Origin of the sequence: Bacillus sp. V2I10 (assembly GCF_030817055.1) — a bacterium.
Taxonomy (GTDB): Bacteria; Bacillota; Bacilli; order Bacillales; family Bacillaceae; genus Bacillus_P.
In genome coordinates, this window is sequence record NZ_JAUSYV010000001.1 from 5,104,698 (window position 1) to 5,128,509 (window position 23,812).

Consider the following 23,812-nt stretch of genomic DNA (forward strand, 5'->3'; position numbering starts at 1 on the left):
CCATCATCGATGTCTATTAGGACCATTTCGAATAAATCTTATCTTTATAAAAAGCAGAAGCTCTTGAACTGAAGGTATTTCTTTTCTTTAGAACTTTATCAAGCTGAAATGCTTTCTCGTTCAGCTGCACCTGCAGCTTTTCTTTCTCCATTTCATCCGGACATTGGGCAATCAGCTGCTCTAACGTATGAATCGCTTTTTTCAGCTCGATGTCTTCATCCATCATGTTCGCATTTTTCATCATTTTATAGGACATTCGGAGTTCAGGCGGGATATGGGACAAATCTTCAAGCTCAAGAGGCTTTCCCATACCGGGAAGCTGTTTAAACTCGCCATCTTTTATCGCCTGTTTAATTTTATCTTCTGAAAGAATCGTGAACAAATCCATTTTTCTCCCTCCACTTAAAAATCCTTCTCTTTCTTAGGTTATACAATCAGCTGCGTTATTCCTTCTTAAAATATAGATGTTTCATGACAAAGAATCAAACAAACGTTCTACATCCAGGCTGTATAGCATATAGTTTAGAATCACACGAAAAACGGAGGCATCCAAATGAGCGATTCAAAAACCTTTCAAATTCCTGAGGAAATGGTTGCACGATATGCTTTATTGAATGAAAAGGCGAAAAGGATTGAAGAGGAACTTGCAGAGATGAAAAAAATCTTCAATTCCTTTTTTGATCATGCGCACGGAAATCTCTGTAAAGGGGAAGAGAGAATCGGTGATTATAAGATTCAGAGGCAGATCCGGCATTCAGAACAATATCATCCTGAGAAAACAGTCAAGGTTTTAGAAGACTTAAATTTAACTGATTGTATTATTTCAGTAAAACAGCCTGACAAGCAAAAAATTGATGCCGCCCTTACACTTGGAATGGTTTCCGAAGAGGAATTAAAAGACTGTCTGATTAAAAAAAGCTCTCAGGCTATTGTGGTTAAGCCAATTAAATAAGGATATAAGATAAAAGAAGATCAACCATTCTTTAATAAAAAATCCGCTTCCAGATAGAAAGGAAGCGGATTTTTTATTTAAACATACTGCTGCAAATTTGATAGTAGGATTTAAAAACCGGCGGATCGAATTCAACCAAATATGGACCTTCGCCTTTCTTCGCAAGCATTTGCTGAACGGTGCCTGCTCCGGATGCTTCTGTAAAAATGAGCTGAAAGGATGGAAGCTTGATGGCATAGCTTCTTGCTCGCCACTCATCATTCACCGTTTCCTCTCCCCTTGGCAAATCAAAGTATTTTCTCCATTTGGTAACAGCGGAATTTAAATCTTTTACGATATAATGTACGGCTGAAATAGATACGTCCAGGTTTTGAGCCCCCAAAGCACCGTTCTTATACAAGTCTTGCTTCCGTTCATCATCTGTCTGGTTCCATTGGATAAAAAAAGGCAGCGGACAGTCTTCATCACTTTGTTGTATGAAGAGCATTTTCCATTCTAATAAGCTGCCATCCTCTCTTTTTCTGCTGGCATCAATGACTTCTCCTGTCTCAAGCCCCTTTTCTTCAAGCTTCTGTTTCACTTCCTCAATCCGGTCAGTCCGGATTGCAAGCTGCCCCAAGCCTTCAGCACGCTGCTTTAACAGCCGGTGAATAAGCGGATTATTTGCCGCATTTGCTTTCTTGCGGTCTTCAACAGCAAGAAACTCCAAGTAGGCCAGATCGCTGAAATAACACAGGCTGTTGTGAGACCCCCAGTTTTCATGACGTCCGCCCATAACAGCATGTAAATCGTGTTTTATGAACATATTTGCGGCTTCAAGTGGATGCCTGTCAACAAAATGAACGATGTGATCAAGTTTGAATTCCATAGATTTACTCCTTTCTTAAAGCGGGTGATTCTCTCTCTTATTCTATAAATATATCCAAAACGGTCTTTCATTAAAACTTATCATCTCTTAAAGGTATTCACAAGCATGAATACGTTGCTCTTCTATTCAGCTGAGGGGTATCATAGAGAAGGTGTGATTTTGAAAAAGCGAGGATAGCAGCATGAGACTTAGGGATTGGGACCGAAATTTAAAAATACGCTTATTTGGCGAAGCATTGATGAATATTACATATTGGATGTTTTTCCCCTTTTTGACGATTTATTTTGCTGAGGAATTCGGGAAGGAGCAGGCAGGATTTCTGCTTGTGTTTTCGCAGGTTTTTTCTGTTATGGCGAATTTAATGGGAGGCTACTGCGCGGACCGGTTCGGAAGGAAGAAAATGATGGTGCTGTCTGCTGTTGGTCAGGGACTGTCATTTCTTACGTTTGCTCTTTCCGTTTCCCCATGGTTTGAAGCTCCGCTTCTTGGTTTTTTCTGCTTTGCGCTTGCAGGAGTTTTCGGATCATTTTATTGGCCGGCAAGTCAGGCCATGATTGCAGATGTCGTAGAAGAAAAAGACCGAAGCAATGTGTTTGCCGTCTTCTACACGTCCATTAACCTGGCCGTCGTCATTGGCCCGATTTTGGGTGCTATTTTCTATGTGAATTATTTCTTTGAATTATTGGTGTTTGCAGGGGTCGTTTGTTTCTTGCTTGCAGGATTGCTTTTTCTATGGACGCGCGAAACCGCCCCTTTTGCCGGCAGCAAGCTTGGCAGCGGCTCCAAGTGGTATGAATTTCTTCTTCATCAGATTCGGGAGTATAAGATTATTTTTAAGGATAAAGCATTCCTTCTTTATATTGGTGCAGGCGTGCTTGCAGCTCAAACCTTTATGCAGCTTGATATGCTGATTCCTGTGTATACAAAAGAAACCGTGCAGAATGAGCAGCTGTTCTCAATTGGAGATTGGTCCGTCTCTCTCGGGGGTGAGCAGGCTTTCGGGTTTCTGCTTTCAGAAAATGGCTTGCTTGTAGCCATCCTGACCATTTCCGTAACTAAGTGGATGACGGCCTATAAAGAAAGGAACGTTTTTATTCTTTCCTCTATTTTATACGGAGTGTCGATCTTCCTCTTTGGACAGTTCAGCTTTATCTGGGGACTTATTTTTGCTATGGCGCTCTTTACATTTGCTGAACTGATGACCGCAGGTTTGCAGCAAAGCTTCGTCTCAAAGCTTGCTCCTGAACACATGCGAGGACAATATTTTGCCGCAGCCAGTCTTCGATATACCGTAGGGCGGACGATTGCCCCGCTTTCCATCCCGATGACGGTCTGGTTTGGTTTTCAATGGACGTTTGCCATTTTCGGGATCCTTGCATGCGTAAGTGCGCTGCTCTACTGGTTGATGTTTTCGGTTTATGAGAAAAGAAGTACAGCTGGCACACGGTCATAAGTCCGTGTGCTTTTTACTGATCTCTAAAGCCTTTTTTCAAAAGAAGATCTCCAGCTGTCTGACAATGCTTTTACTTCAAGGATTCTCATTATAGCCTCCGTATTTTGTTTATCATGGTATTTTATATGGTTAGCAGCAGCAATGGAAACACCGTTTGCTTGTGATTCAATCAGCTCCAAAGCATCTTCTTTGCTGACTTTTCCTTCTTTTAAAACACGAAAATAAAAGCCGGTAAACATCGTATTTTGAACCTGAACCGGCAAATCATTCACCTGGTGTTTCATAGCAAGCTTAAAGCACGGCTGCCGCGGCTGGCTTACTTCTACTACAGCTTCTCCAAGGTGAAAAACATCGCCAATATATACATCTTCCTCCGTCAGCCATCTGACTGTAAGGTTTTCTCCGAAAGCTCCCGGCTCTAATCGCATACTCAAGGCATTTTCCCAGAAAGAATAATGATCAAACGAATACACGCAAACTGCTTTGTCCTCTCCTCCGTGATGTACGAGATCTGCCTGGCCATCTCCTTCAAAATTCGTTTTAGAGAGGAAAAGCTGCCGATCCACAGACTCCTTATATATTCCCGTTTCAATTTCACGGCCATTATATAAAACCTTCCTCGGCAGGCCAACATTCAGTGATTCCAATGCATATCTCTTATTTTTCACGGCTTCCCCATCCTGTCTTTGACTATTTATCATTATTTTCCCACAAAGATGGTGCCAGCACATTTAAAAGTTTAGAGCTTGCACCCGAATATTACGTGAGTACCCAGATAGGAGGAATAAAGATTTCCCCTGTTTCAGGGGATCATAGACGCCGTATGAGTACATAAGACATGGATTTTGCCTGTTTCAGGGTATCGTAGACGCTGTATGAGTACATAAAACTAGGATTTTCCCTGCTTCAGGGTATCATAGACGCCGTATGAGTACCTAAGACATGGATTTTCCCTGTTTCAGGGTATCATAGACGCCGTATGAGTACATAAAACCAGGATTTTCCCTGTTTCAGGGTATCATAGGCTCCGTATGAGTACCTAAGACATGGATTTCGCCTGTTTCAGGGTATCGTAGGCGCTGTATGAGTACCTAAAACCAGGATTTTTCCTGTTTCAGGGTATGTATGAGTACATAAAACCCGGAGTTTGCCTTATTCAGGGTATCATAGACGCCGTAAGAGTACCTAAGACATGGATTTTCCCTGTTTCAGGGTATCATAGATGCTGTATGAGTACCTAAAACCCTGAAAAAGAGCATCCAAATTGGATGCTCTGGGCAATTCTTCATTTCACCCCCGCAGGCACAACCTTTTGACTGATTGCATAGATCAATTCAGACGGCATTGGAAAAGACACAGCTGCAGGATCAAGCGCAACAGCCGGGATAACCTTCTCTAAATCGCCCTCTGAACTACATCCCGCCAGTATACAATGCCCTTAAGAATAATCAGCTTCAGCTCATTGACCTCACACAAAATAACGTTCCTTTTCCCAAAAAATATATTAATCAATTTAAGCTTTCAACTCTTGCCATAATTCCAATCAGCCAGGTAAGCAACGTCATAGGCTGTGTTCTCGCCGATCATTACACTGGCCGTTAACATTCGATTCAAAATCACGCAGAGCAGCTATCCCACTACTTTCATGAATTTGCGGCTCCCCATTCAAACCACATATTAAGCAACCGGGAAACGGAAGTGCTTCAGCATCTTGCAAATGGATATTGCATGAAAGAAATGGCTTCATACATGAAGATCAGCGAATTTACCTTCCGGGATTACATAAGTGCCGTCATTCGAAAATTAGGGGTGAAGCATCGAGCAGAGGCTGTAGCTGTCGGATTAAGAAAAAGAATGATACATTAAGCAGAAAAGCCCGCTGCATTTATTTGCATACGGGCTGATATTTTTATAGGCTCTTATCTAAAAACTTCGTTGCTTTTCAGGTCGTTTTAAGTACGTTCAAATGTTATTTCAGAGTGAGTTTTGAGCGATTTTATAGAAAGCAACACGAAACTTTACTGATAGACGTGAATGAGTCTACTTATGCAATCTATGCGAACGCAGCTTTTTATAAGAGTGGCCTCCTCATGCACTCATCCATTTCAAAGTCAAACTGCCGATAAAGCCCGTGAGCATCCTTTGTAGCTAATCCCATTTTAGTATGCAAAATGTCCGGATGTTCGATTATGCATTCAACGAGCTTTTTTCCCAGGCCTTTTCCTCTGAATTCTTGATCAATGATCACGTCCATAATCCACGAAAAAACCGCCTGATCTGTTATGACTCTGGCAAAACCTATTTGCCTGCCATCTGGATCATACATTCCAAAGCACAAGGAGTGTTGGATGCTTTTTATAATGATTTCTCTAGAGCGGCCTGCTGCCCAATACGCTTCACTGAGCCAAGCTTCTATTGTTCCCATTTGAAGCAGCGTTTTGTCATCTGATACGATATATCCTTCATTCTCCCATTTCAACTGCATCATCTCCTTTGAGTCACTTATATTTTGATTATAATAAGAAAACAGCGGGAAAAGACAAAAAAGGAGGCGATTTTACTATGAAAACATTACATATAATTGTAACTGGCAGAGTACAGGGAGTCGGATTCCGTTTTCACACCCAAACGTCAGCTGCGGAAAACGAACTGACAGGCTGGGTGAAAAATAGAGAAGACGGGTCTGTGGAAATCATGGCTCAAGGACAAAGCGGACATTTAGAAGTTTTTCTGAATGCTTTAAAAAAAGGAAATAGATATTCCAATGCAGAAAACGTTTCTGTAACAGAGGAACGTGATTCTGAGACGTTTTCTGCATTTGAAATATTGTATTAAAAAGCATTGCTGATGGGGCTGAAGTCAAAATGGTGTGAGTACAGATGATTTTAACGCAAACTGACTCATCGACACATTGAATGTGTTGTTTTTTTAAGCAGTAACTACTGTGATAGATATTTACTTTCCATTTTGGTGCTTTTTCTTTCCATTTTCACCATTTTACTCGCCAATATCTTTAAGATACTCTCATAAATTCAGCATTTACTTCCCTTTTTCCAGTAAACTCCTAATTCAGGCGTTATTTCTTCTCTAGGATACAATTCGAATCACCAGGTGTCCGTGCATATGCTCTTCTTCCATTTACAACGTTAGGAATCCACCGTAATTTTCTTTTGATCAAACTAATCATTTTTTTCCTTATTTTTGAGCATATTAAAGATGATTATATTTGAAAGCGAGATGGATAAAGGAATGTCTAAACAAGGTATGCAGAATAAGGATCAGACAAGAGATCAAATCGAGAAACAGGATCTAAGAAATGATGTTGAATCAGGAAACGAATATTCTATCGGCAATACAAGTTCACAGAGCCAAAAAAAAAGCGGACGTCAAGTAAATAAAAAATAGCTTTATTCTATTTTTATTTATGTTTGATAAGGAAACATATGAAAACAAAAAGAACGCACATTTTAGATACATCAAATATGTGTGTTCTTTATTTAACCTTGATATTCAAAACCTTCTCAATTCGATTTATCCCGTTTTCTCTCTTTGTTATTATCAAGGTTTTCAAGCAATAGCAATACATTTCTTTCTATAATTATTGCTGAATTCAATCTAAATAAAAGAACCTGAGTCCCGCAGGGACCTCAGGTTATACTTGATATCATTTTCTTCTATCTGCTGCTAGACTCTATTTATATTTCCTACAGTGATTTTTCAAAATGACAATCTTTCAATGAAATTAATTTGGTCTTATGAAAAACCTTGTACCCTAACCATATCGCTAGAAATAATGGTAAACCAATGTAGGAGACTGCGACCCCATACCAGTCAATACTGCCGCTTAAATACGCCTCGTAATTCTGTCCTGCAATGACAACCATGCAAAGGATAAATGAAAGAATCGGACCGAACGGGAACCATTTTGCTTTGTATTTTAACTCGTTTATGTCACCGCCCTGTGCTACGTACGCACGTCTAAAACGATAATGGCTAACGGCAATTCCAATCCAAGCGATAAATCCCGTTAATCCTGAAGCATTTAAAAGCCATGTAAATACATGATCCCCAAAAACAGACGTTAAAAAAGCCAGTCCTCCAATTAATGTCGTGATTATCAAAGCATTCATCGGGATTCCTCTGCGGTTAACTTTTGCTAAAAACTTTGGAGCCTGATTATCTTTTGCCATCGACCATAACATCCTAGTTGATGCATAAAGCCCAGAGTTCCCTGCAGATAGTAACGATGTTAAAACCACCGCATTCATGACAGAAGCCGCAAACGCAAGTCCCGCCCGTTCAAAAACGAGTGTGAAAGGGCTTACAGAAATATTTTCTAAATCTCCGCTTAATAAACTTGGACTCGTATATGGAATTAACAAACCAAGTATTAAAATGGCTCCGATGTAAAACAATAAGATGCGCCAAAATACTTGGCGAATCGCATTTGGAACATTTTTTTCAGGATTTTCACTTTCGCCAGCAGCAATACCAACTAGTTCTGTACCTTGGAAAGAAAATCCAGCGATAAGAAAGATACTGATGATCGATAAAAATCCTCCCTTGAAAGGAGCTTCACCCGTAGTAAAGTTTTCAAACCCAATCATATCTCCGCCAAAAATCCCCAAGATTGTCAATAATCCAATAATGATAAAAACAATGATGGCCACGACTTTTATTAGGGCAAACCAATATTCTGATTCACCATAACTTCTAATGGATAGAGCGTTTAGAATAAAGATGAGTCCAAGGAACAATGCACTCCAAATAATGCTTGGCACTTCAGGCAGCCAGAATTTCATAATGATAGCTGCCGCAGCTATTTCCACCGCAAGGGTGACCGCCCAGTTAAACCAATAATTCCAGCCAAGCGCAAAACCAAATGCGGGATCTACAAAGCGTGTAGCATAGGTAGAAAATGATCCAGATACAGGCATATATGTCGCCATTTCCCCCAAGCTAGTCATAAGAAAATAAACCATAATTCCTATGCATACATATGCTGTGAGAGATCCGCCAGGTCCTGCACTTTGGATGGTTGCACCACTTGCCAAAAATAAGCCAGTTCCGATAGAACCTCCAATTGCGATCATAGACATATGCCTTGCTTTCAATTTTCTTTTAACTGTCGGTTCTTGATTTTCAATGAGATTCATGTCCATTTGGTTCCCACCTACTATTCATTTGAATTTTAAATTTTCAGAAATAATAAAAGAGAATTGTCTTAACAGCAGATAGTAGAGTCATTTCCTATTCTAACTTAAGACCCTGATTCGTTCCACTACCCAAATGGAAGCTTCACTTTACTGGATTTTTAAGGAAACGGAGCTTAGACATCAAATCTCATTACTAAATTTTTTTCTATCCTTCGTGTGTAAATCAAAAAGGGTTGATCTTCAATTTCTTCAATGTCTCGTCCAATTGGTACGACATTCCTCACTCCCTACATGAATTGATGGATTTTTGTTAATTTCATTGAAAATTGTTCCAGCAGGAACTCCTAATTTATGGTTTCGTTTGTTCCGTTTACTTTTTTCGATTCACATCATTCTCAAATCGATTTTTACTCCCCTTCAATACCACACCATTGAATTAAAGTAAGGGCAATAATCTCCGCTGTTGTAAATACGTTATCTAGTAAGATGTATTCATTTGGATAATGGGCAACCTCTGTTGCTCCAGGACCAAAAACAATTGCAGGCGTTTCACCGACATGAGTCAGCAATCCTCCATCAGTCCCCCACGGAGAAGCTTCAATGACCGGATCCTGTCCAGCAACTTGCCGATATTGATGGACGAGCGTATTCATCAGTTCATGTTCCGCGTCAATTGCCCCTGGAACCCAGCGTGCTCCGAACCATTCTAAAACGGGAGCATGATCCTTAAACCATTCGTCAACTTCTTTTATCTGGAACAGCCATTCAGCCATTTCGTTCTTCGCCTGCTCCATCGTTTCCTCTGGCGCAACACCCATTCTTCCTTCAATTTTCACAAGGTCGGGAACGGAGGAAGGCCAATTACCGCCTTCAATGACGCCTACATTGATTGGAATCGGGATAGGTGTGTTCTGATAAAGCGGATCACTGATGCGTGCATTTCGCTTTTCTTCCAGAGCACGAATGTGATTTATTACGGTCATACTCTTTTCAATGGCGCTAACTCCTTCATACCTTGTTCCGCCATGAGCTGACCGGCCTTTTACCAGAATACGGAACCACATCGAACCCTGCTGTTTGGGAAAAATCTTCATATTTGTCGGTTCAGGGATAAGGGCAGCATCGGCTTTGTATCCCTTCAAAATGGCTGATAAAGTTCCTGCTCCGCCGCTTTCTTCTTCAATCACACTTTGAAAAATCACATCTCCCTTTAATTGGATGCCACTTTCCTGTAACGCCTGCATAGCCAAAATAAGGGATACATTGCCTCCTTTCATATCTGTTACGCCACGCCCAAACATTTTCCCATTTCTAATAGCTCCGCTGTATGGATCGTCATTCCACTGTTCCCGATCACCATCCGGAACCACATCGATGTGTCCGTTCAAGATAATGGAGCGGCCTCCTCCGGATCCTTTCATAATTCCCGCCACATTAGGGCTGTTTGAAAAATCGCTGCGAGGAGAATAGAAATAGGAATGCTTTTTCAATTCCACACCGTCAGGCTCCCAAATATCAACCTGCAGACCCATTTCCTGCAGTTTTTGGGCGACGATAGCCTGCGCCGCGGCTTCATTCCCTTGCGTACTGGGAGCTTGTACCAATTGTTGCAATAAGTCTGTTCCTTCTTTCCGATGATCCTTGATCCATTGGTGAATGCGTTTTTTAATATCTGGCACTTTTATCCTCCTTAAATGCACATATTCTCATAAATAACTGAAAGTCCCATTCCGCCTGCCATACACAACGTTACCATTCCGTACTTAACCTGAGAACGCAGCATTTCATGCATCAGTGTGACTGTCAATTTTGCACCTGTTGCTCCTACAGGGTGTCCAAGTGCAATTGCCCCTCCATTGACATTGACGATATCCGGATTCAAATCTAACTCCTTGATCACGGCAAGTGCTTGGGCAGCAAAGGCTTCATTAAGTTCAACCAGGCCGATATCCTCTAACAATAGACCTGCTTTTGCCAATGCTTTTCGAGTCGCTGGTACAGGTCCGATCCCCATAACTCCCGGTTCGACACCTGCACTGGCGAAAGCCTTGATTTTCAAAAGCGTTTTTAATCCATTTTCTTCTGCTTGCTGCTTGGACATTAATAGTACAGCTGCTGCTCCATCATTCATGGGACAGGCATTACCTGCCGTAATGGTTCCTTCATTTTTGAATACTGCAGGAAGGCCGGCTAGTTGATCCAGATGAATGTCCTCACGAACCCCTTCGTCTTGGCTGAAGATATGAAGCCCTTTTCGATCCTTGATTTTAAGCGGAATAATTTCTTGATCAAAGCGACCTTCTGCTACAGCTTTCCAGGCCTTCTTGTGGCTTTGATAAGCAAATTGATCCTGTTCCTCGCGACGGATACCGTATTGTTCAGCCAGACGTTCAGCTGTTATTCCCATATGCTCATTTTCTAAGGAGCATATTAATCCATCTGCCAGCAGAGCATCCTCCATCGTTACGTTTCCAAATTTACCGCCCCATCTATTTTTCACGATATAAGGCACATTGCTCATGCTCTCCACTCCGCCGGCGATGATTACATCTTCTTGACCAGCAGCGATAGTTAAAGCCGCACTGGTAATGGCCTTTAAACCTGATCCGCATGCTTTGATTACAATGTGACCAGGGATATTTTGCGGGAAACCCGCCATCTGCGATGAAATCCGTGCAGAGTTAAGACCGCCTCCATGGACATAGCCATGTCCAAAGATCACTTCATCGACCTTTTCTTTGCCTAAGCCAGACTTTTCCATTAAGCCTTCCAATACTTGACGGCCCATTTCGGCAGCTTTAACATTCCGGAGTGATTTCCCAAAGGATCCTACTGCGGTTCGCGCTCCAGCAACGATGACAACCTCATTCATGCTTCTGCCTCCTCTTAGCTATTCAATGCTGTTGACAACAGCCGGGATTTTAAGCGTCGCCTCTGTATTCGCAATCACTTCATCCACTGTATAAGGTGCCATAACTTCCTTCAGCACCAATCCCTCTTTTTTAACCTCCATGACAGCCATATCGGTAATGATTAAATCTACACTTCGTCTTGCGGTTAAAGGAAGCGTACATTCCTTTAATATCTTTGATTCACCCTGCTTATTCACGTGATTCATCAAGACAATCACCTTTTTGGCTTTTTGGGCAAGCTCCATAGCTCCGCCCATTCCCGGCACCCGTTTGCCTGGGACAATCCAGTTGGCCAAATCCCCTTTTTCACTAACTTCCAATGCACCAAGGATGGTAATATCGATGTATCCTCGACGAATCATGCCAAATGCAGTTGCACTGTCAAAGTAAGAAGCCCCTGTTACGGTCGTAATCGGGAACCCTCCTGCGTTACAGAGAGCAGGATCTTCTTGCCCCGGATTCGGACTGGGTCCTGTCCCAAGGACACCGTTTTCCGCATGGAACAGCACATGGATATCTTGAGGTAAATGATCGGCGACTAAAGTAGGAATGCCAATACCTAAATTGACGATTAATCCATCATGGATTTCCTTGGCAGCGCGTTTGGCGATGCGATTTCGTACATCTACTCCCATGCCCATTTCCAATTCACCCCTTTTGTTGGAATTACCATATCTACATAAATACCTGGCGTGGCAATACACTCCGGATCCAATTCGCCTGCCGGAACAATTTCTTCGACTTCTGCAATGGTAAAGGCTCCTGCCATCGCTACCAGCGGATTGAAGTTGCGGGCACTCTTGTCATACACCAAATTTCCAAGCGGATCTGCCTTTTTGGCATAGACAACACTCACTTCCGAGGTTAAAGCCGTTTCGATCAAATATTCCTTTCCGTCAATTACGATTTTGTCCTTGCCTTCTTCAGCTATCGTGCCAATCCCGATATCGACAAAAATCCCGCCCAAGCCTACTCCGCCTGCACGAATCCTTTCAGCTAATGTCCCTTGCGGAGAGAATTCCACTTGCAGCTTTCCTTCATTCATGAGCCGGCCCGCATTAGGATTGGATCCGATATGAGAGGCGATGACCTTTTTGGCTCTTTCATCAGACACTAGCCGGCCAATTCCGATATCAGGGAATCCTGCATCATTGCCAATCAAAGTTAGTTCCTTAACGCCCTTGTTCAGGATGCCCTGTATGAGTGTTGGCGGAGTCCCCACTCCCCCAAACCCTCCATACATGAGTGTACATCCATCGTTGATATGCTTGAGTGCTTCTTCTATGGGTACAATTTTGTTTTTTTTCGCAATGGCTTGCTTCATATCGTTCCTCCTAAATAGCCTGCATGTTCTCTATCAGGCCTTCCGAATGCAATTCATGCTGTAATTCCTCAATTGATGCTTCCAGCATCTTTACAAGGCGGTCAATTTCTTCATTTGAAATAACCAGCGGCGGAGAAATAATAACCGCATCGCCCTCGATTCCCTCGATAGCACCAGAAGCGGGATAAATCAACAATCCCTTCTCAAATGCTTTATTTACGATCCTTGAGGTTATGCCATTTTGCAAGCGGAATGACGTTTTTGAAGTTCTATTGGAAACAAACTCAAGTCCCAGAAGAAGCCCTTTTCCCCGCACATCACCAATGATGTCAAATCTCTCAGCAAGTCCATGTAATTGCTGCAATAGGTATTGTCCTTTCTCTTCAGCTTCCTGAACCAAATTCATTCGCTCAATGTAATTAAGAACTTCTAAGGAAACGGCAGCAGATAGTGGATTTGCACTATAAGTGTGTCCAGCCATGATTGAGTTTGAGCCTTTTAAAATGGGTTCCATAACACGATCACTAACCAAAGCGGCAGCCATCGGAGTATAGCCAGCGCTCATTCCTTTACCCAATGCAATGATATCTGGGGTAACGCCCCAGTGTTCCATAGCAAACATTTTTCCCGTACGTCCGATTCCTGTCATAACCTCATCAGCGATAAATAGAATGTCATACCGTTCGCATATTTCCTTAATCCTTTGATAATATCCGTCAGGCGGTGTAACAGCACCTGCGGATGCCCCGATAATTGGTTCGGCAATGAATGCGGCAATATTCTCAGATCCAATTCTTTGAATGGCCGTCTCCAATTCATTTGCACACTGCAGCTTGCAGCTGGAAGGTTCACTATTATAAGGACACCGATAACAATACGGAGCAGATATACCGGGAAAATCCTCTAATAACGGAACAAAACGTTTTCTTCTTAACACATGACCGGACATGGATAAAGCACCCATCGTAATCCCGTGATAACTCGTCCAGCGGGAGACGATGCGATTTTTCCGCTCATATCCTTTTTCTTGCCAATGTTGAATCGCTATCTTCATCGCCGTTTCCGTTGCTTCAGATCCGCTGTTTACAAAAAACGTCCAATTTAAGTCTCCTGGAGCTAAACTCACTTAACTTTTTTGCTAATGTCTCTGCGGCTTCACTTGTGAAATGAGATCTATATGCAAAAGAAACTTTGCTTGCCTGCACCATCATGGCATCAACAACCTCTAATACTCCATGACCAATACTTGCTGTAACCGCACCTGATGATCCGTCGATGTATTGATTACCATCCATGTCATAAAGATATATTCCATTCCCATGAGAGACGGTGGGATAGTTATGGTCTAGAATAGGCTTAATCAAATGACTCCGCTTCATTTCATCTCTCCTTTTTTAAGTTTCTTGCCCAGTACTCATTTTTCTATTTCTATGAATCAGTTAACCTATTAATTTGAATATATAAAAGGAACAACAATTTAGATTTCCACTGTCCATTCCCTGTAATCGGTACAATCGTATGATATGTTTCAGAAGCAAGTTCCTGGTAATACCATAAATTATGATCTATGAAGTTCAGGATCGCTATTCGTTAATATCAAGGGAGTGAAGCATCCAAATTCCCTTAATCTATTGGAAAAATTCGATTAAATAAATGAAAGAATAAATGGCAAATTTGATTCTATGAAACCGAGTTTACCTATTAAAAGGTTCATCCTGAATGAGAATTGATTCTGTAGGGCAGCCTTCCAATGCTTCATGCATGTCATCATGAAGAATCTCAGGAATTTCGGCAATCCCCTGATTTTCGTCCAAGACAACGAAAGCAAGTCCCTGTTCGTCAAAGTCATAAATATCAGGTGCTGTTCCACCGCATGCTCCACAGGCAATACAAGTATCTTTATCTACCCATGTGTATTTAGCCATGAAAATTTCCTCCTATTTTAAAAATCCTTTTCAAGAAGATAAATCTTTAACCCAAATATTCATATCCTCATACTTATCCCAAATATTGCAATTCTTTGTTAATCTTCCTCCATATTCATATCCCAGCTGGTGAAAAACGGCGTTCATGCCCATTGACAAACCTCGTGCTAACGAATAGGCACAATAAATATTTTGCCTGATAAGTTCTTGTTCTAATGCCGAGATAAGCACCTTCATAAAACCATGCTTTCTATGATGAGGGATAGTCGCACAGTCTGTTAGCTCAGCATTATGATAGATATCATTTACCTCCGCGGATGCGGCACTCACGATGGATCCTTCATACTGGATAACACTGAAGATCGTACCTTCTTCTATCACTTTTTTTATATAATGCTCATCATTCATTGGTGTTGGATAGGTTTCAAAAATTGTACTATATAAATTTGCCAGCTCGTGTGCATCTTCAACTGCAGCAAATCGAAGGGAGTAATTTTCAGGGATTTGCGGCTTTTCTATCAGCCTGGGAATCTCAATGATTTCTTTTAGAATTTTGTCTTCTTTCATCCAATAGTCGCTTGTTCGCCTCTCATTGGTAAAATACAATGCCATGCAATAAGCATCATTCCCATTAAAATACCTATTCAATTTCCCCTCCAGCATAAATCCATGAGCCAATATCGCAGATAAATCTTCCTGTCTAGCTTTAAGGATCACTTTTGTAAAACCATGTTCCTGAGCGATGACCAGTGCTCGAGCTATCGCTTTTTTGATATTTCCTTGATAATCATCAATGCGTAAGCGAAGATTCGCATGATCAAGAAAGAGCTCTATCGTAAAACATTCCCCAGTCTCAATTCGGGTGAAAAAAGGCAGGTTTTGAACAGACATTATGTACCCTCCTCATCTAAATTCGGGAGAAGTGATGATTTCATCTTCTTCTCCCGGCATTCTATTTCCAATTAAACAATTTCTTTACAGGGGCTGAAAGAAGCTGTTCATACGTAAACTCATCAGGATACTCACTCACGTCATATATATATAAAGCTTCATCCACCTTTTGATTCATCAAGTCAGACACATAGATTCCGCAATTCGGACAGTTCAGAGCTGGAACTTGAAGAACCTTTATTGATCGTTTGCCATCAGGCATAATCCAGTAACAATCCTTCTTTTCACTTTCCTCCACGTTTGGGGCATTACACCACAAGCAATCCATCTTTATTCCCCCTTGCCTTCATTTTTCACCGAGTCTACACCGTCGGCTGATTCTTTTTTTCTTGAGCTTTCATCAATTTTTCTTTCATTTCATCCCGTTTATCACGGCGATCTTTTAAGGATGCATGTTCCTCAGTACTCTCATACGCTTTTCTCTTGTCGAGGCGGCGGAGGCCTTCTGGTACCAAATTGAATTTTTCGTCTGTCATGAGAGCAGCGATTCCCACGGCTTCTTTTCTTTCTTCCGTACCATACACCTCATCAAAGTAAGCATCTGCACTTCCAGGAATGTAGTTCTTCGGCTCCGGATAGCTTGTGATAACTCCTTCAAAGTTTCGTAAGACCACTTTATCAGGACTTTGTGAAAGGAGGTAATTCGGAGTCAAGGCGATTTTCCCTCCTCCTCCAGGAGCGTCTACCACAAAGGTCGGCACCGCATATCCTGATGTATGGCCGCGAAGCGCTTCGATGATTTCCAGTCCTTTAGAAACCGGGGCACGGAAATGGCCAATCCCTTCAGATAAATCACATTGATAAATGTAATAAGGTCTTACTCTAGCTTTAACACAGTCGTGCATAAGCTTTTTCATGATATGAACACTATCGTTAATCCCAGCAAGAATGACAGCCTGATTACCAAGCGGCACTCCAGCCATCGACAGCATATCACATGCCTTTTTCGCTTCTTCCGTCAGTTCAAGTGAATGATTGAAATGCGTATTTAACCAGATTGGATGATATTTTTTCAAAATATTGCATAAATTCTCTGTAATCCGCTGCGGAAAAACGACCGGTGCACGAGTACCAATCCGGATGATTTCCACATGTGGGATAGCACGTAAATTACTTAATACGTATTCGAGAATCTTATCATTGATTAACAGACCATCTCCTCCTGAAATCAGAACGTCTCTCACTTCTGGAGTATTTCGAATATATTCAATCGCTGCGTCTAATTGCTTCTTAGGAACCCCCATGCCAACCTGACCGGAAAAGCGACGGCGAGTACAATAACGGCAATACATAGAGCATTGGTTCGTGACAAGAAATAGAACGCGGTCCGGATAACGATGCGTCAGACCTGGCACTGGGGAATCTTCATCCTCATGCAGCGGATCTTCCAAATCATATCTGGTCTTGTTCATTTCTGCCGAAAGCGGTACAGACTGTAAACGAATCGGGCAGCGAGGATCATCCGGATTCATTAAGGATGCATAGTAAGGCGTAATATTTAAAGGAATTGTTTGAGTCGAAATTCGAACCCCTTCTTCTTCATCAGGTGTCAAGTTCACAACTTTTTTCAGATCATCCAGAGTTTTAATTGTATTTGTTAATTGCCAGAGCCAATCATTCCATTTCTCTTCCGTTACATCTTTCCACAGCTCAATCTCATTATAGTGTCTGCGTCCACCAAGGTATTCTTTACGTTTTAAGTCCATCTCCATCAAACTCATTAAAATTACCTCCTTCTATCTTAAGAACTTTGGATTGTTCTTTATATTTATCTACTTGCAAGAATGATGCCAACATACAAAACGAGGAAAACATAGAAAAAAGAGGGCTGTATGCCCTCTTTCTTTTTAAAAACGCAAGATATTTTGCGTTACGCATGATGTTTTGCAGCCAATTAATTTGCTCCAAGTTAAATTTATTCATATTTTTAGTTAGTTTCACTCGGGGATGAGTTGCAAACTCAATCTTATTACAATTTTACTTTTGACTCATTCAAATGGAAGCGTTTCCAAAATTATCTAGATTATTTTTATTCCCTTGTTCTCCCGGTATATACTTTCTCAATACCGTATTTGTTCAGCTTATACTGTAAACCCTGTCTCTTTATATTGAGTGCCTCAGCTGTTTTGCTGATATTCCCGTTGCATTTCTCAAACATATTTATAATCATATCCCTTTCTATTTCTTCCAGTACAACAGGTAAATCAATCTCATTTTTTAATGGAGGAAGAAGGTTCTGCGTATTTGATGCGGAATACTTTCCTGATGGGAATAAATAAGCAGGAAGATGATGTTCATCAATTGTTTTTTCCCCCGCGTCCATGACGTTAAAAGCTAACTCTATAGCATGACCCAATTCCCGAATGTTCCCCGGCCATGGATATTGAAGCATCCGTTGCATAGCTTTTCGGCTGATCCCTCGTACATCCGAAACGAATGATCGATTGAATTTGTGAATAAAGTGATTTACGATGTCAGGAATATCTTCTTTGCGTTCCAGTAGAGATGGCATTTGGATTGTCACAACATTTAGACGGAAAAATAAATCTGAGCGAATAATTCCCCGCTCTAACGCCTCATCTGGAGAAATATTCATCGCAGCAATGATTTTTACATTAATTTTCTGCTCCTTCGATCCTCCAACACGGCGTATTTCCCCTTCTTGTAAAACTCGCAGCAATTTTGCCTGCAGACCAAGGTCTAGGCTATTCAGTTCATCAAGAAACAAGGTACCGCCACTTGCCTGTTCAAAAATACCCAGACGGTCCACCGCTCCCGTAAAAGCCCCTTTCGTTGTACCAAACAGCAGACCCTCCATTAATTCCTTTGGAACAGCAGCACAATTTTGCGCAATGAATGGCTGATTTCTCCGAGCACTTACATTATGTATACTTTGGGCAATTAGTTCTTTTCCTGTTCCTGTAGGTCCATAAATCATTACTGGAGAATGTGTACGAGCCGCTTTTTTCGCCAATGAAATAGCTTCTTGAAAAGCAGGGCTGTCCCCAATTAAATCACTAAAATGATATGTGGCTGTACCTGCAAAGAACTTGCTTTTCTTGTGGGTCTCGGCCAGCTGAGAACGCAAATCCACAATTTGATCGTACATGCTCATGACCTTTGTAATATCCTTGGCGATTTCCACTGCTCCAATCACTTTGCCTTCCTCGTATAAAGAATACGTGCTATTAATAGAAGTTATTTTTTCCCCTTTTAAATTGACATAGGTTTGAATAGACTCATTCGTTTCTATGCCTTTTCCCAATGCCAAATACAGCGTACTGGATTCATCCGTTAAGGATGGATACAGCTGAAAGATATTTTTTCCTAACACCTGTTCACGATTCAGCCCATCGATATGAGCCATCATTTCATTGTAGAATACGGTATCTCCATCCTTATTAACAATATGGACACCAACATTAATCACATTTAATATCCATTCAAATTGAGTGGAAAACTGGTTTGCTAAAGATTTCATTTCCTCATCTCCGCTCTTTGTAATTGATAGTATTACCAGTAAATTATAGCATTTGGATATGAACTATTTATCTCTTTATCTATATAAATCTGAAAATTCTAATTCCGAGAATGATATAATATCAAGTGCTTTTGCAATGACCGGTAAGGAATTCATACCAACCAATGAAGCTGATTGGCGAAAAAAGCGGCTTTCTAAATGACCACACATTGTTTAGTTTAGTGGATGACAGAATTACCTCATCAGCTGCGATACCTCCCGCTTTATAAAGGAGTTTGCGAAGGAAAGATTAAATCAGGTGATAAATTTCTTTTATATGGGTTTCAGAGATTCTTCCTAATGATTCAAAAATGTTCCTTATATTTCTTTAATTTATAGATGACTGAAGGTTGACTGATCCCCAAATAATCTGCCATTTCGTATGTCGTTTTACATTGTTTATATGCTTTGGCAATCAATTGTATTTCAATCTTTTCTAACGTCTTTTTAAGATCTTGTTTCCCGCTTAATTCTTGTTCAATTGCGGAGGAAGAGGAATCTTCCGTCTGTTCCACTTGCCCTGTGATCGCTAGGGGAAGGTGTTTGGGATAGATAGCGGGTTCATCAATGGTCAGAATTAACCGTTCAATCAAATTTTCTAATTCCCGTATATTTCCGGGCCATTCGTAATGAGTCAATACTTCATAAGTCGAGGGATGTAATTTTTTTATTGTCTGGTATTTATCATTGGTTTTCTGCAAGTAATGCTGAATTAAGATTGGTATATCTTCTTTACGCTCAAGTAATGAAGGTATTTGAATGGGTATCACATTTAAACGGTAAAACAAATCTAATCTAAACTTCCCCTCATTTACCATCTTCTCCAAATCCTGATTTGTTGCTGCGATTAGCCGGAAGTTAATAAGTCTTTCTTTTTTTCCGCCGATGCGCTTTATCTTTTTTTCTTGCAGCACTTTCAATAATTTGGCTTGCATAGCAAGGGGAAGTTCCCCGATTTCATCTAAAAAAAGAGTGCCGCTGTCAGCTTGTTCAATCAGTCCCTGCCTGCCTTGTTTGTTTCCCCCTGTAAAGGATCCTGGTTCATATCCAAATATCTCTGATTCAAACAGACTTTCTGGGATTGTGCTGCAATTCACCTCGATAAATGGCTCTTTATTTCGGTTGCTTTGATTATGAAGAGCGCGTGCAAACGTACTTTTCCCTACCCCAGTTGGTCCTAAAAAAAGAATCGTGGCATCGGTTTTAGCGACATTATGAATCGTTTTTAAAATCTGCTGAGTCTGATTACTTCTAGCGATAAAAGCATGATGACCAAGTTCCTTTTCCCTTAAATCCTCGACTTCTGTCTGATAGCCCTTTACCTTGCGTTGTAATTCCTCGTATTGTTCCTGCAATTTCCATATTTCGGTTTGATCCTGACTATAGCTGATCACTCTTACCAAGAGGCCTTGCTTATTGAAAATTGGATAGCCAGTTGACATGACAACTCGGCCTGTTCTTGTATGCTGCATAATACGAATGAATTTTTTTTCCTTTAAAACGATTGCATTGATAGAAGGTGAAAGCAGCCCTTCTTTTTCTAATTGATAAACCGATGTACCGATGTATGTATCAGGCTGCATATCATAAATTGACCAATGTTCTCGATTAGATCGTAAAATAATTCCTTTTTCATCTGTAATTGTAATGTTATTATTCGATGTTTCGATAATTTTATTTAATTCCATCTCCAGCATTCCATCTTCCAATACGGTCCCCTCCTTTTATGTCTATAGATGTTGATTAAAATATAAATCAAAAAAGAGAAAATAATCAATAATTAAATTAAAAACCACATATTTGATTTAATTTTAAATCAATTAAACTAAAAAACAGCCTTATCTCTAGGAAAATTACTTGGCACGAATCTTGCATAATCAATAGGTAAGATCATATTTATTTATTCAAAAAGAAAGGGTGTTCATGATGACACATACTGAAAACTCAATCCAGGAATTAAGAGAGTTAGATAAAAAACATTTTATCCATCCAACATCCCCAGTTAAACAGCAGCAAGAACAGGGGCCTGCTTTTATTTTTACAGAAGGAAAGGGAGTCTATCTTCAAGATGCAACAGGAAAAAAAGTCATTGATGGTATGTCATCTCTCTGGAATGTAAACGTAGGGCATGGACGCGTGGAATTAGGCAAAACGGCGATGGAGCAGATGTCAAAACTGGGTTTTAGTTCTTGTTTTGCCACATATAGCAACGAACCTGCCATTCGATTGGCCGCAAAACTTGCACAAATCGCTCCTGGAGATTTAAGCGCAACCTTCTTCACTTCTGGCGGTTCGGAGGCGAATGATACGGCTTATAAACTTGCACGGCATTACTGGATTCTAAAAGGTCAGCCAGGAAGAAAAAAGATTATTTCAAGAACAAAGTCCTATCACGGAGTCTCAATGGGGGCAACAAGTGCAACTGGGCTGAAAGCGTTTCGGGATTTCACGAACTCACTTGCTCCTGATTTTCTGTACGCAGACAACTTTTCTTCTCAATCTTTACGTGAATTGATTGCAGCAGAAGGTCCTGAAACGATTGCGGCTTTTATTGCAGAACCTGTACAAGGAGCAGGGGGCATTCACGTAGCTCCGGAAAATTATTTTAAGGAAGTACGTGAAATTTGCGATGAGTATGGAGTTTTATTTATTACAGATGAAGTGATCACTGGATTTGGCCGAACAGGAATGTACTTTGGAATGGATCATTACGGTGTTGCACCTGATATGATGTGCTTTGCAAAAGGTGTCACAAGCGGATATGCTCAGCTTGGAGGGGTCATGATATCAGAAAAGATCCATCAGGAATTAACGGAGCTCTCAACGGGCACTTTGCTGCATGGATACACGTATAGCGGGCATCCAATGGCCTGTGCGGTTGCATTGAAAAATTTGGAGATTATTGAACAGGAACATTTAATAGAAAATGCTGAAGCAATGGGACAGGAACTGCTAAAAGGACTTTACCGAATCCAACAAGAGCGAAAAATAGTCGGTAAAGTAAAAGGACTTGGATTGATGGCAGGTATTGAAATTGTCAAAGATTCAAAAACAAAAGAACGTTACGCTGCCCCTCTGTCTCCTGCTATTGTTTTAGAAGCTGCAAAACAAGGGCTTATTTGCAGATCAGTCGTCTTGGATGATCAAGATATAGTAGTATTTGCACCGCCGTTAACGATTAATAAAGACGAGATCAAAAAAATGATTGAAATTCTAAACAAATCTATCAGTGTTATCGAAGCAGACCTTGCTTCAGAAAACTATGCAACCAAGTAAACACAAAAATTATTCATACACAAATAATGCAAGGCGAGGAGATTCATTATGAAAAAAAACTTATTTATTAACGGTGAGTGGGTAAATGCAGAAAGCTATAGTCCTTTATTATCTCCTTACAGTGGAGAGGTGATTGCAGAAGTTCCTGCAGCAACTCTTAAAGAAGTAGAAATGGCGCTGACTGCTGCTTATGAAGCCAGAAAAACAATGGCTGATATGCCAAGTTATAAGCGTGCAAGGATTTTAGAGAAGCTTGCAGCTCTATTAGAACAACGATCTGATGAAGCGGCAGAAATCATTGCTCTGGAGGCAGCTAAACCACTTTCTACTGCAAAAGGGGAAGTTGATCGCACGATTCAAACATATAAATTTTCTGCTGAAGAAGCAAAACGGATACATGGAGAAACGATACCGGTTGATGCTGCTCCAGGAGGAGAAGGAAGAGTTGCCTATACTGTCCGGGAGCCAATTGGAGTCATTGCGGCTATTACACCTTTTAACTTTCCTATGAACCTAGTAGCACATAAAGTAGGACCTGCACTTGCTTCAGGCAATTCCGTTGTTTTAAAACCGGCTGCACAAACACCATTGTCCTCATTATTTCTTGCTGAGTTACTCCAGGAAGCAGGGTTGCCGGCAGGAGCATTCAATGTTGTAACAGGAAGCGGGAAATTAATAGGTGAAAAGCTTGTGACAGATGAAAGAATTCAAAAGATATCTTTTACAGGAAGCCCCGCAGTAGGCATTGGCATACGGAATAAAGCCGGATTAAAAAAGGTCACCCTTGAATTGGGTTCTAATGCGGCGGTCATTATTGACAAAGGCGTTGATATTGACAAAATCATTTCACGTTGTGTATCGGGAGCATTTGCATTTCAAGGACAAGTCTGTATTTCCGTTCAGCGGGTTTATGTTCATGAAGAACTATATGAAACATTTGTAGAAAAATTCGTTGCAGCGACTCAAAAGCTAAAACTAGGAGATCCTCTTGATCCGATGACAGATGTTTCTGCATTAATCAGTCCCCGAGACATAGAACGATCCCTCGAATGGATTGAGGAAGCGAAGCAGAAAGGAGCAATAGTGGCCACAGGAGGTAAATCGGAAGGGAATATTTTGCATCCAACTGTTTTATTGGAAGTGGATCCTTCCCAAAAAGTTTCTTGCCAAGAAGTGTTTGCCCCTATCGTATTGATCAATAAATTCTCAACAGTTGATCAGGCAATAGAGCTTGTCAATGATTCTCGCTACGGATTGCAAGCGGGTATTTACACAGAGAATATTCGTACGGCATTAATGGCTTCGCAAAAGCTGCACGTTGGAGGCGTAATAGTAAATGATATCCCTACATTCCGTCTGGACCATATGCCGTATGGGGGAGTAAAAGAAAGCGGAATTGGACGGGAAGGTATAAAGTACGCCATTGAGGAAATGACGGAACAAAAATTAGTCATATTTAATCAAAATTAATAACT

Annotated in this window: 22 protein-coding genes and 1 pseudogene; 7 read left to right on the plus strand and 16 right to left on the minus strand. The window is 41.0% G+C overall.

Annotated features, from left to right (window positions below; all coding sequences use genetic code 11):
* Positions 1 to 16: 16 nt before the first annotated feature.
* Entirely contained in the window at positions 17 to 388 is a 372-nt protein-coding gene (locus QFZ72_RS25775) for a DnaJ family domain-containing protein (protein ID WP_307439021.1), read from the minus strand.
* A gap of 165 nt (positions 389 to 553) precedes the next feature.
* Here QFZ72_RS25775 and QFZ72_RS25780 point away from each other — a divergent pair, with 165 nt between their 5' ends.
* A complete protein-coding gene (locus QFZ72_RS25780) occupies positions 554 to 952 on the plus strand; it encodes a hypothetical protein (protein WP_307439022.1) in 399 nt (132 codons plus the stop codon).
* A 73-nt stretch (positions 953 to 1,025) separates the two neighbouring features.
* Here QFZ72_RS25780 and QFZ72_RS25785 read toward each other — a convergent pair whose 3' ends face one another.
* Positions 1,026 to 1,820: a VOC family protein gene (locus QFZ72_RS25785; protein ID WP_307439024.1), complete on the minus strand. Its 795-nt coding sequence runs from the start codon at positions 1,818 to 1,820 to the stop codon at positions 1,026 to 1,028.
* A 181-nt stretch (positions 1,821 to 2,001) separates the two neighbouring features.
* Between QFZ72_RS25785 and QFZ72_RS25790 the strand changes: the two genes are divergently transcribed.
* A complete protein-coding gene (locus QFZ72_RS25790) occupies positions 2,002 to 3,273 on the plus strand; it encodes an MDR family MFS transporter (RefSeq protein ID WP_307439025.1) in 1,272 nt (423 codons plus the stop codon).
* A gap of 23 nt (positions 3,274 to 3,296) precedes the next feature.
* Here QFZ72_RS25790 and QFZ72_RS25795 read toward each other — a convergent pair whose 3' ends face one another.
* The gene (locus QFZ72_RS25795) at positions 3,297 to 3,974 is read right to left on the minus strand and encodes an MOSC domain-containing protein (protein ID WP_307439026.1); all 678 of its coding nucleotides are present in this window, start codon (positions 3,972 to 3,974) and stop codon (positions 3,297 to 3,299) included.
* A 973-nt stretch (positions 3,975 to 4,947) separates the two neighbouring features.
* On the opposite strand from QFZ72_RS25795, the gene QFZ72_RS25800 reads away from it, so the two are divergent.
* Complete coding sequence (locus QFZ72_RS25800) at positions 4,948 to 5,139, plus strand: response regulator transcription factor (RefSeq protein ID WP_307440014.1); 192 nt, start codon at positions 4,948 to 4,950, stop codon at positions 5,137 to 5,139.
* 205 nt (positions 5,140 to 5,344) lie between these two features.
* Here the strand turns inward: QFZ72_RS25800 and QFZ72_RS25805 are convergent, their stop codons facing one another.
* On the minus strand, positions 5,345 to 5,758 hold the full coding sequence (locus QFZ72_RS25805; protein ID WP_307439027.1) for a GNAT family N-acetyltransferase: 414 nt from the start codon (positions 5,756 to 5,758) through the stop codon (positions 5,345 to 5,347).
* A 77-nt stretch (positions 5,759 to 5,835) separates the two neighbouring features.
* Here QFZ72_RS25805 and QFZ72_RS25810 point away from each other — a divergent pair, with 77 nt between their 5' ends.
* Entirely contained in the window at positions 5,836 to 6,108 is a 273-nt protein-coding gene (locus QFZ72_RS25810) for an acylphosphatase (protein ID WP_307439030.1), read from the plus strand.
* A gap of 381 nt (positions 6,109 to 6,489) precedes the next feature.
* Positions 6,490 to 6,678, plus strand: a complete 189-nt coding sequence (locus tag QFZ72_RS25815) for a hypothetical protein (protein ID WP_307439032.1) — start codon at positions 6,490 to 6,492, stop codon at positions 6,676 to 6,678.
* Positions 6,679 to 6,977: 299 nt separating this feature from the next.
* Here QFZ72_RS25815 and QFZ72_RS25820 read toward each other — a convergent pair whose 3' ends face one another.
* The 12 genes and pseudogenes from QFZ72_RS25820 to QFZ72_RS25875 all read right to left on the minus strand — a co-directional run bounded on the left by QFZ72_RS25820 (position 6,978) and on the right by QFZ72_RS25875 (position 20,758).
* Positions 6,978 to 8,435 carry an amino acid permease gene (locus QFZ72_RS25820; protein WP_307439034.1) on the minus strand — a complete coding sequence of 486 codons (1,458 nt, stop codon included), beginning with the start codon at positions 8,433 to 8,435 and terminating at the stop codon, positions 6,978 to 6,980.
* A gap of 401 nt (positions 8,436 to 8,836) precedes the next feature.
* Positions 8,837 to 10,114, minus strand: coding sequence for a peptidase (locus QFZ72_RS25825; RefSeq protein WP_373464719.1), 1,278 nt, complete (start codon positions 10,112 to 10,114; stop codon positions 8,837 to 8,839).
* A 5-nt stretch (positions 10,115 to 10,119) separates the two neighbouring features.
* Positions 10,120 to 11,301 carry a thiolase family protein gene (locus QFZ72_RS25830; protein ID WP_307439038.1) on the minus strand — a complete coding sequence of 394 codons (1,182 nt, stop codon included), beginning with the start codon at positions 11,299 to 11,301 and terminating at the stop codon, positions 10,120 to 10,122.
* 18 nt (positions 11,302 to 11,319) lie between these two features.
* Positions 11,320 to 11,982, minus strand: coding sequence for a 3-oxoacid CoA-transferase subunit B (locus QFZ72_RS25835; protein ID WP_223439603.1), 663 nt, complete (start codon positions 11,980 to 11,982; stop codon positions 11,320 to 11,322).
* Positions 11,967 to 12,665 carry a CoA transferase subunit A gene (locus QFZ72_RS25840; protein WP_307439042.1) on the minus strand — a complete coding sequence of 233 codons (699 nt, stop codon included), beginning with the start codon at positions 12,663 to 12,665 and terminating at the stop codon, positions 11,967 to 11,969. The genes QFZ72_RS25835 and QFZ72_RS25840 overlap by 16 nt, the downstream gene beginning before the upstream one ends.
* A 10-nt stretch (positions 12,666 to 12,675) precedes the next feature.
* Positions 12,676 to 14,044, minus strand: a pseudogene (locus tag QFZ72_RS25845) (aspartate aminotransferase family protein).
* A gap of 315 nt (positions 14,045 to 14,359) precedes the next feature.
* The gene (locus QFZ72_RS25850) at positions 14,360 to 14,590 is read right to left on the minus strand and encodes a ferredoxin (RefSeq protein WP_307439044.1); all 231 of its coding nucleotides are present in this window, start codon (positions 14,588 to 14,590) and stop codon (positions 14,360 to 14,362) included.
* Positions 14,591 to 14,620: 30 nt separating this feature from the next.
* A complete protein-coding gene (gene ablB, locus QFZ72_RS25855) occupies positions 14,621 to 15,481 on the minus strand; it encodes a putative beta-lysine N-acetyltransferase (RefSeq protein ID WP_307439046.1) in 861 nt (286 codons plus the stop codon).
* A 61-nt stretch (positions 15,482 to 15,542) separates the two neighbouring features.
* On the minus strand, positions 15,543 to 15,809 hold the full coding sequence (locus QFZ72_RS25860; protein WP_307439048.1) for a YokU family protein: 267 nt from the start codon (positions 15,807 to 15,809) through the stop codon (positions 15,543 to 15,545).
* 34 nt (positions 15,810 to 15,843) lie between these two features.
* Positions 15,844 to 17,247 carry a lysine 2,3-aminomutase gene (gene kamA / locus QFZ72_RS25865; RefSeq protein WP_307440016.1) on the minus strand — a complete coding sequence of 468 codons (1,404 nt, stop codon included), beginning with the start codon at positions 17,245 to 17,247 and terminating at the stop codon, positions 15,844 to 15,846.
* Positions 17,248 to 17,570: 323 nt separating this feature from the next.
* Positions 17,571 to 19,022, minus strand: a complete 1,452-nt coding sequence (locus QFZ72_RS25870; protein ID WP_307439050.1) for a sigma-54 interaction domain-containing protein — start codon at positions 19,020 to 19,022, stop codon at positions 17,571 to 17,573.
* A gap of 344 nt (positions 19,023 to 19,366) precedes the next feature.
* Positions 19,367 to 20,758 carry a sigma-54 interaction domain-containing protein gene (locus QFZ72_RS25875; protein ID WP_307440018.1) on the minus strand — a complete coding sequence of 464 codons (1,392 nt, stop codon included), beginning with the start codon at positions 20,756 to 20,758 and terminating at the stop codon, positions 19,367 to 19,369.
* 229 nt (positions 20,759 to 20,987) lie between these two features.
* On the opposite strand from QFZ72_RS25875, the gene QFZ72_RS25880 reads away from it, so the two are divergent.
* Together QFZ72_RS25880 and QFZ72_RS25885 are read left to right on the plus strand one after the other, a co-directional pair.
* Entirely contained in the window at positions 20,988 to 22,337 is a 1,350-nt protein-coding gene (locus tag QFZ72_RS25880; RefSeq protein ID WP_307439052.1) for an aminotransferase family protein, read from the plus strand.
* Between the two features lie 48 nt (positions 22,338 to 22,385).
* Complete coding sequence (locus tag QFZ72_RS25885) at positions 22,386 to 23,807, plus strand: aldehyde dehydrogenase family protein (protein WP_307439053.1); 1,422 nt, start codon at positions 22,386 to 22,388, stop codon at positions 23,805 to 23,807.
* Positions 23,808 to 23,812 lie beyond the last annotated feature (5 nt).

Excerpts from the sequence above, each read along its gene's own strand:
- QFZ72_RS25775 (WP_307439021.1), bottom strand. The coding sequence starts at position 388 with ATGGATTTGTTCACGATTCTTTCAGAAGATAAAATTAAACAGGCGATA.
- QFZ72_RS25780 (WP_307439022.1), top strand. The coding sequence starts at position 554 with ATGAGCGATTCAAAAACCTTTCAAATTCCTGAGGAAATGGTTGCACGA.
- QFZ72_RS25785 (WP_307439024.1), bottom strand. The coding sequence starts at position 1,820 with ATGGAATTCAAACTTGATCACATCGTTCATTTTGTTGACAGGCATCCA.
- QFZ72_RS25790 (WP_307439025.1), top strand. The coding sequence starts at position 2,002 with ATGAGACTTAGGGATTGGGACCGAAATTTAAAAATACGCTTATTTGGC.
- QFZ72_RS25795 (WP_307439026.1), bottom strand. The coding sequence starts at position 3,974 with ATGATAAATAGTCAAAGACAGGATGGGGAAGCCGTGAAAAATAAGAGA.
- QFZ72_RS25805 (WP_307439027.1), bottom strand. The coding sequence starts at position 5,758 with ATGCAGTTGAAATGGGAGAATGAAGGATATATCGTATCAGATGACAAA.
- QFZ72_RS25810 (WP_307439030.1), top strand. The coding sequence starts at position 5,836 with ATGAAAACATTACATATAATTGTAACTGGCAGAGTACAGGGAGTCGGA.
- QFZ72_RS25815 (WP_307439032.1), top strand. The coding sequence starts at position 6,490 with ATGATTATATTTGAAAGCGAGATGGATAAAGGAATGTCTAAACAAGGT.
- QFZ72_RS25820 (WP_307439034.1), bottom strand. The coding sequence starts at position 8,435 with ATGGACATGAATCTCATTGAAAATCAAGAACCGACAGTTAAAAGAAAA.
- QFZ72_RS25830 (WP_307439038.1), bottom strand. The coding sequence starts at position 11,301 with ATGAATGAGGTTGTCATCGTTGCTGGAGCGCGAACCGCAGTAGGATCC.
- QFZ72_RS25835 (WP_223439603.1), bottom strand. The coding sequence starts at position 11,982 with ATGGGCATGGGAGTAGATGTACGAAATCGCATCGCCAAACGCGCTGCC.
- QFZ72_RS25840 (WP_307439042.1), bottom strand. The coding sequence starts at position 12,665 with ATGAAGCAAGCCATTGCGAAAAAAAACAAAATTGTACCCATAGAAGAA.
- QFZ72_RS25850 (WP_307439044.1), bottom strand. The coding sequence starts at position 14,590 with ATGGCTAAATACACATGGGTAGATAAAGATACTTGTATTGCCTGTGGA.
- ablB (WP_307439046.1), bottom strand. The coding sequence starts at position 15,481 with ATGTCTGTTCAAAACCTGCCTTTTTTCACCCGAATTGAGACTGGGGAA.
- QFZ72_RS25860 (WP_307439048.1), bottom strand. The coding sequence starts at position 15,809 with ATGGATTGCTTGTGGTGTAATGCCCCAAACGTGGAGGAAAGTGAAAAG.
- kamA (WP_307440016.1), bottom strand. The coding sequence starts at position 17,247 with ATGGACTTAAAACGTAAAGAATACCTTGGTGGACGCAGACACTATAAT.
- QFZ72_RS25870 (WP_307439050.1), bottom strand. The coding sequence starts at position 19,022 with ATGAAATCTTTAGCAAACCAGTTTTCCACTCAATTTGAATGGATATTA.
- QFZ72_RS25875 (WP_307440018.1), bottom strand. The coding sequence starts at position 20,758 with ATGCTGGAGATGGAATTAAATAAAATTATCGAAACATCGAATAATAAC.
- QFZ72_RS25880 (WP_307439052.1), top strand. The coding sequence starts at position 20,988 with ATGACACATACTGAAAACTCAATCCAGGAATTAAGAGAGTTAGATAAA.
- QFZ72_RS25885 (WP_307439053.1), top strand. The coding sequence starts at position 22,386 with ATGAAAAAAAACTTATTTATTAACGGTGAGTGGGTAAATGCAGAAAGC.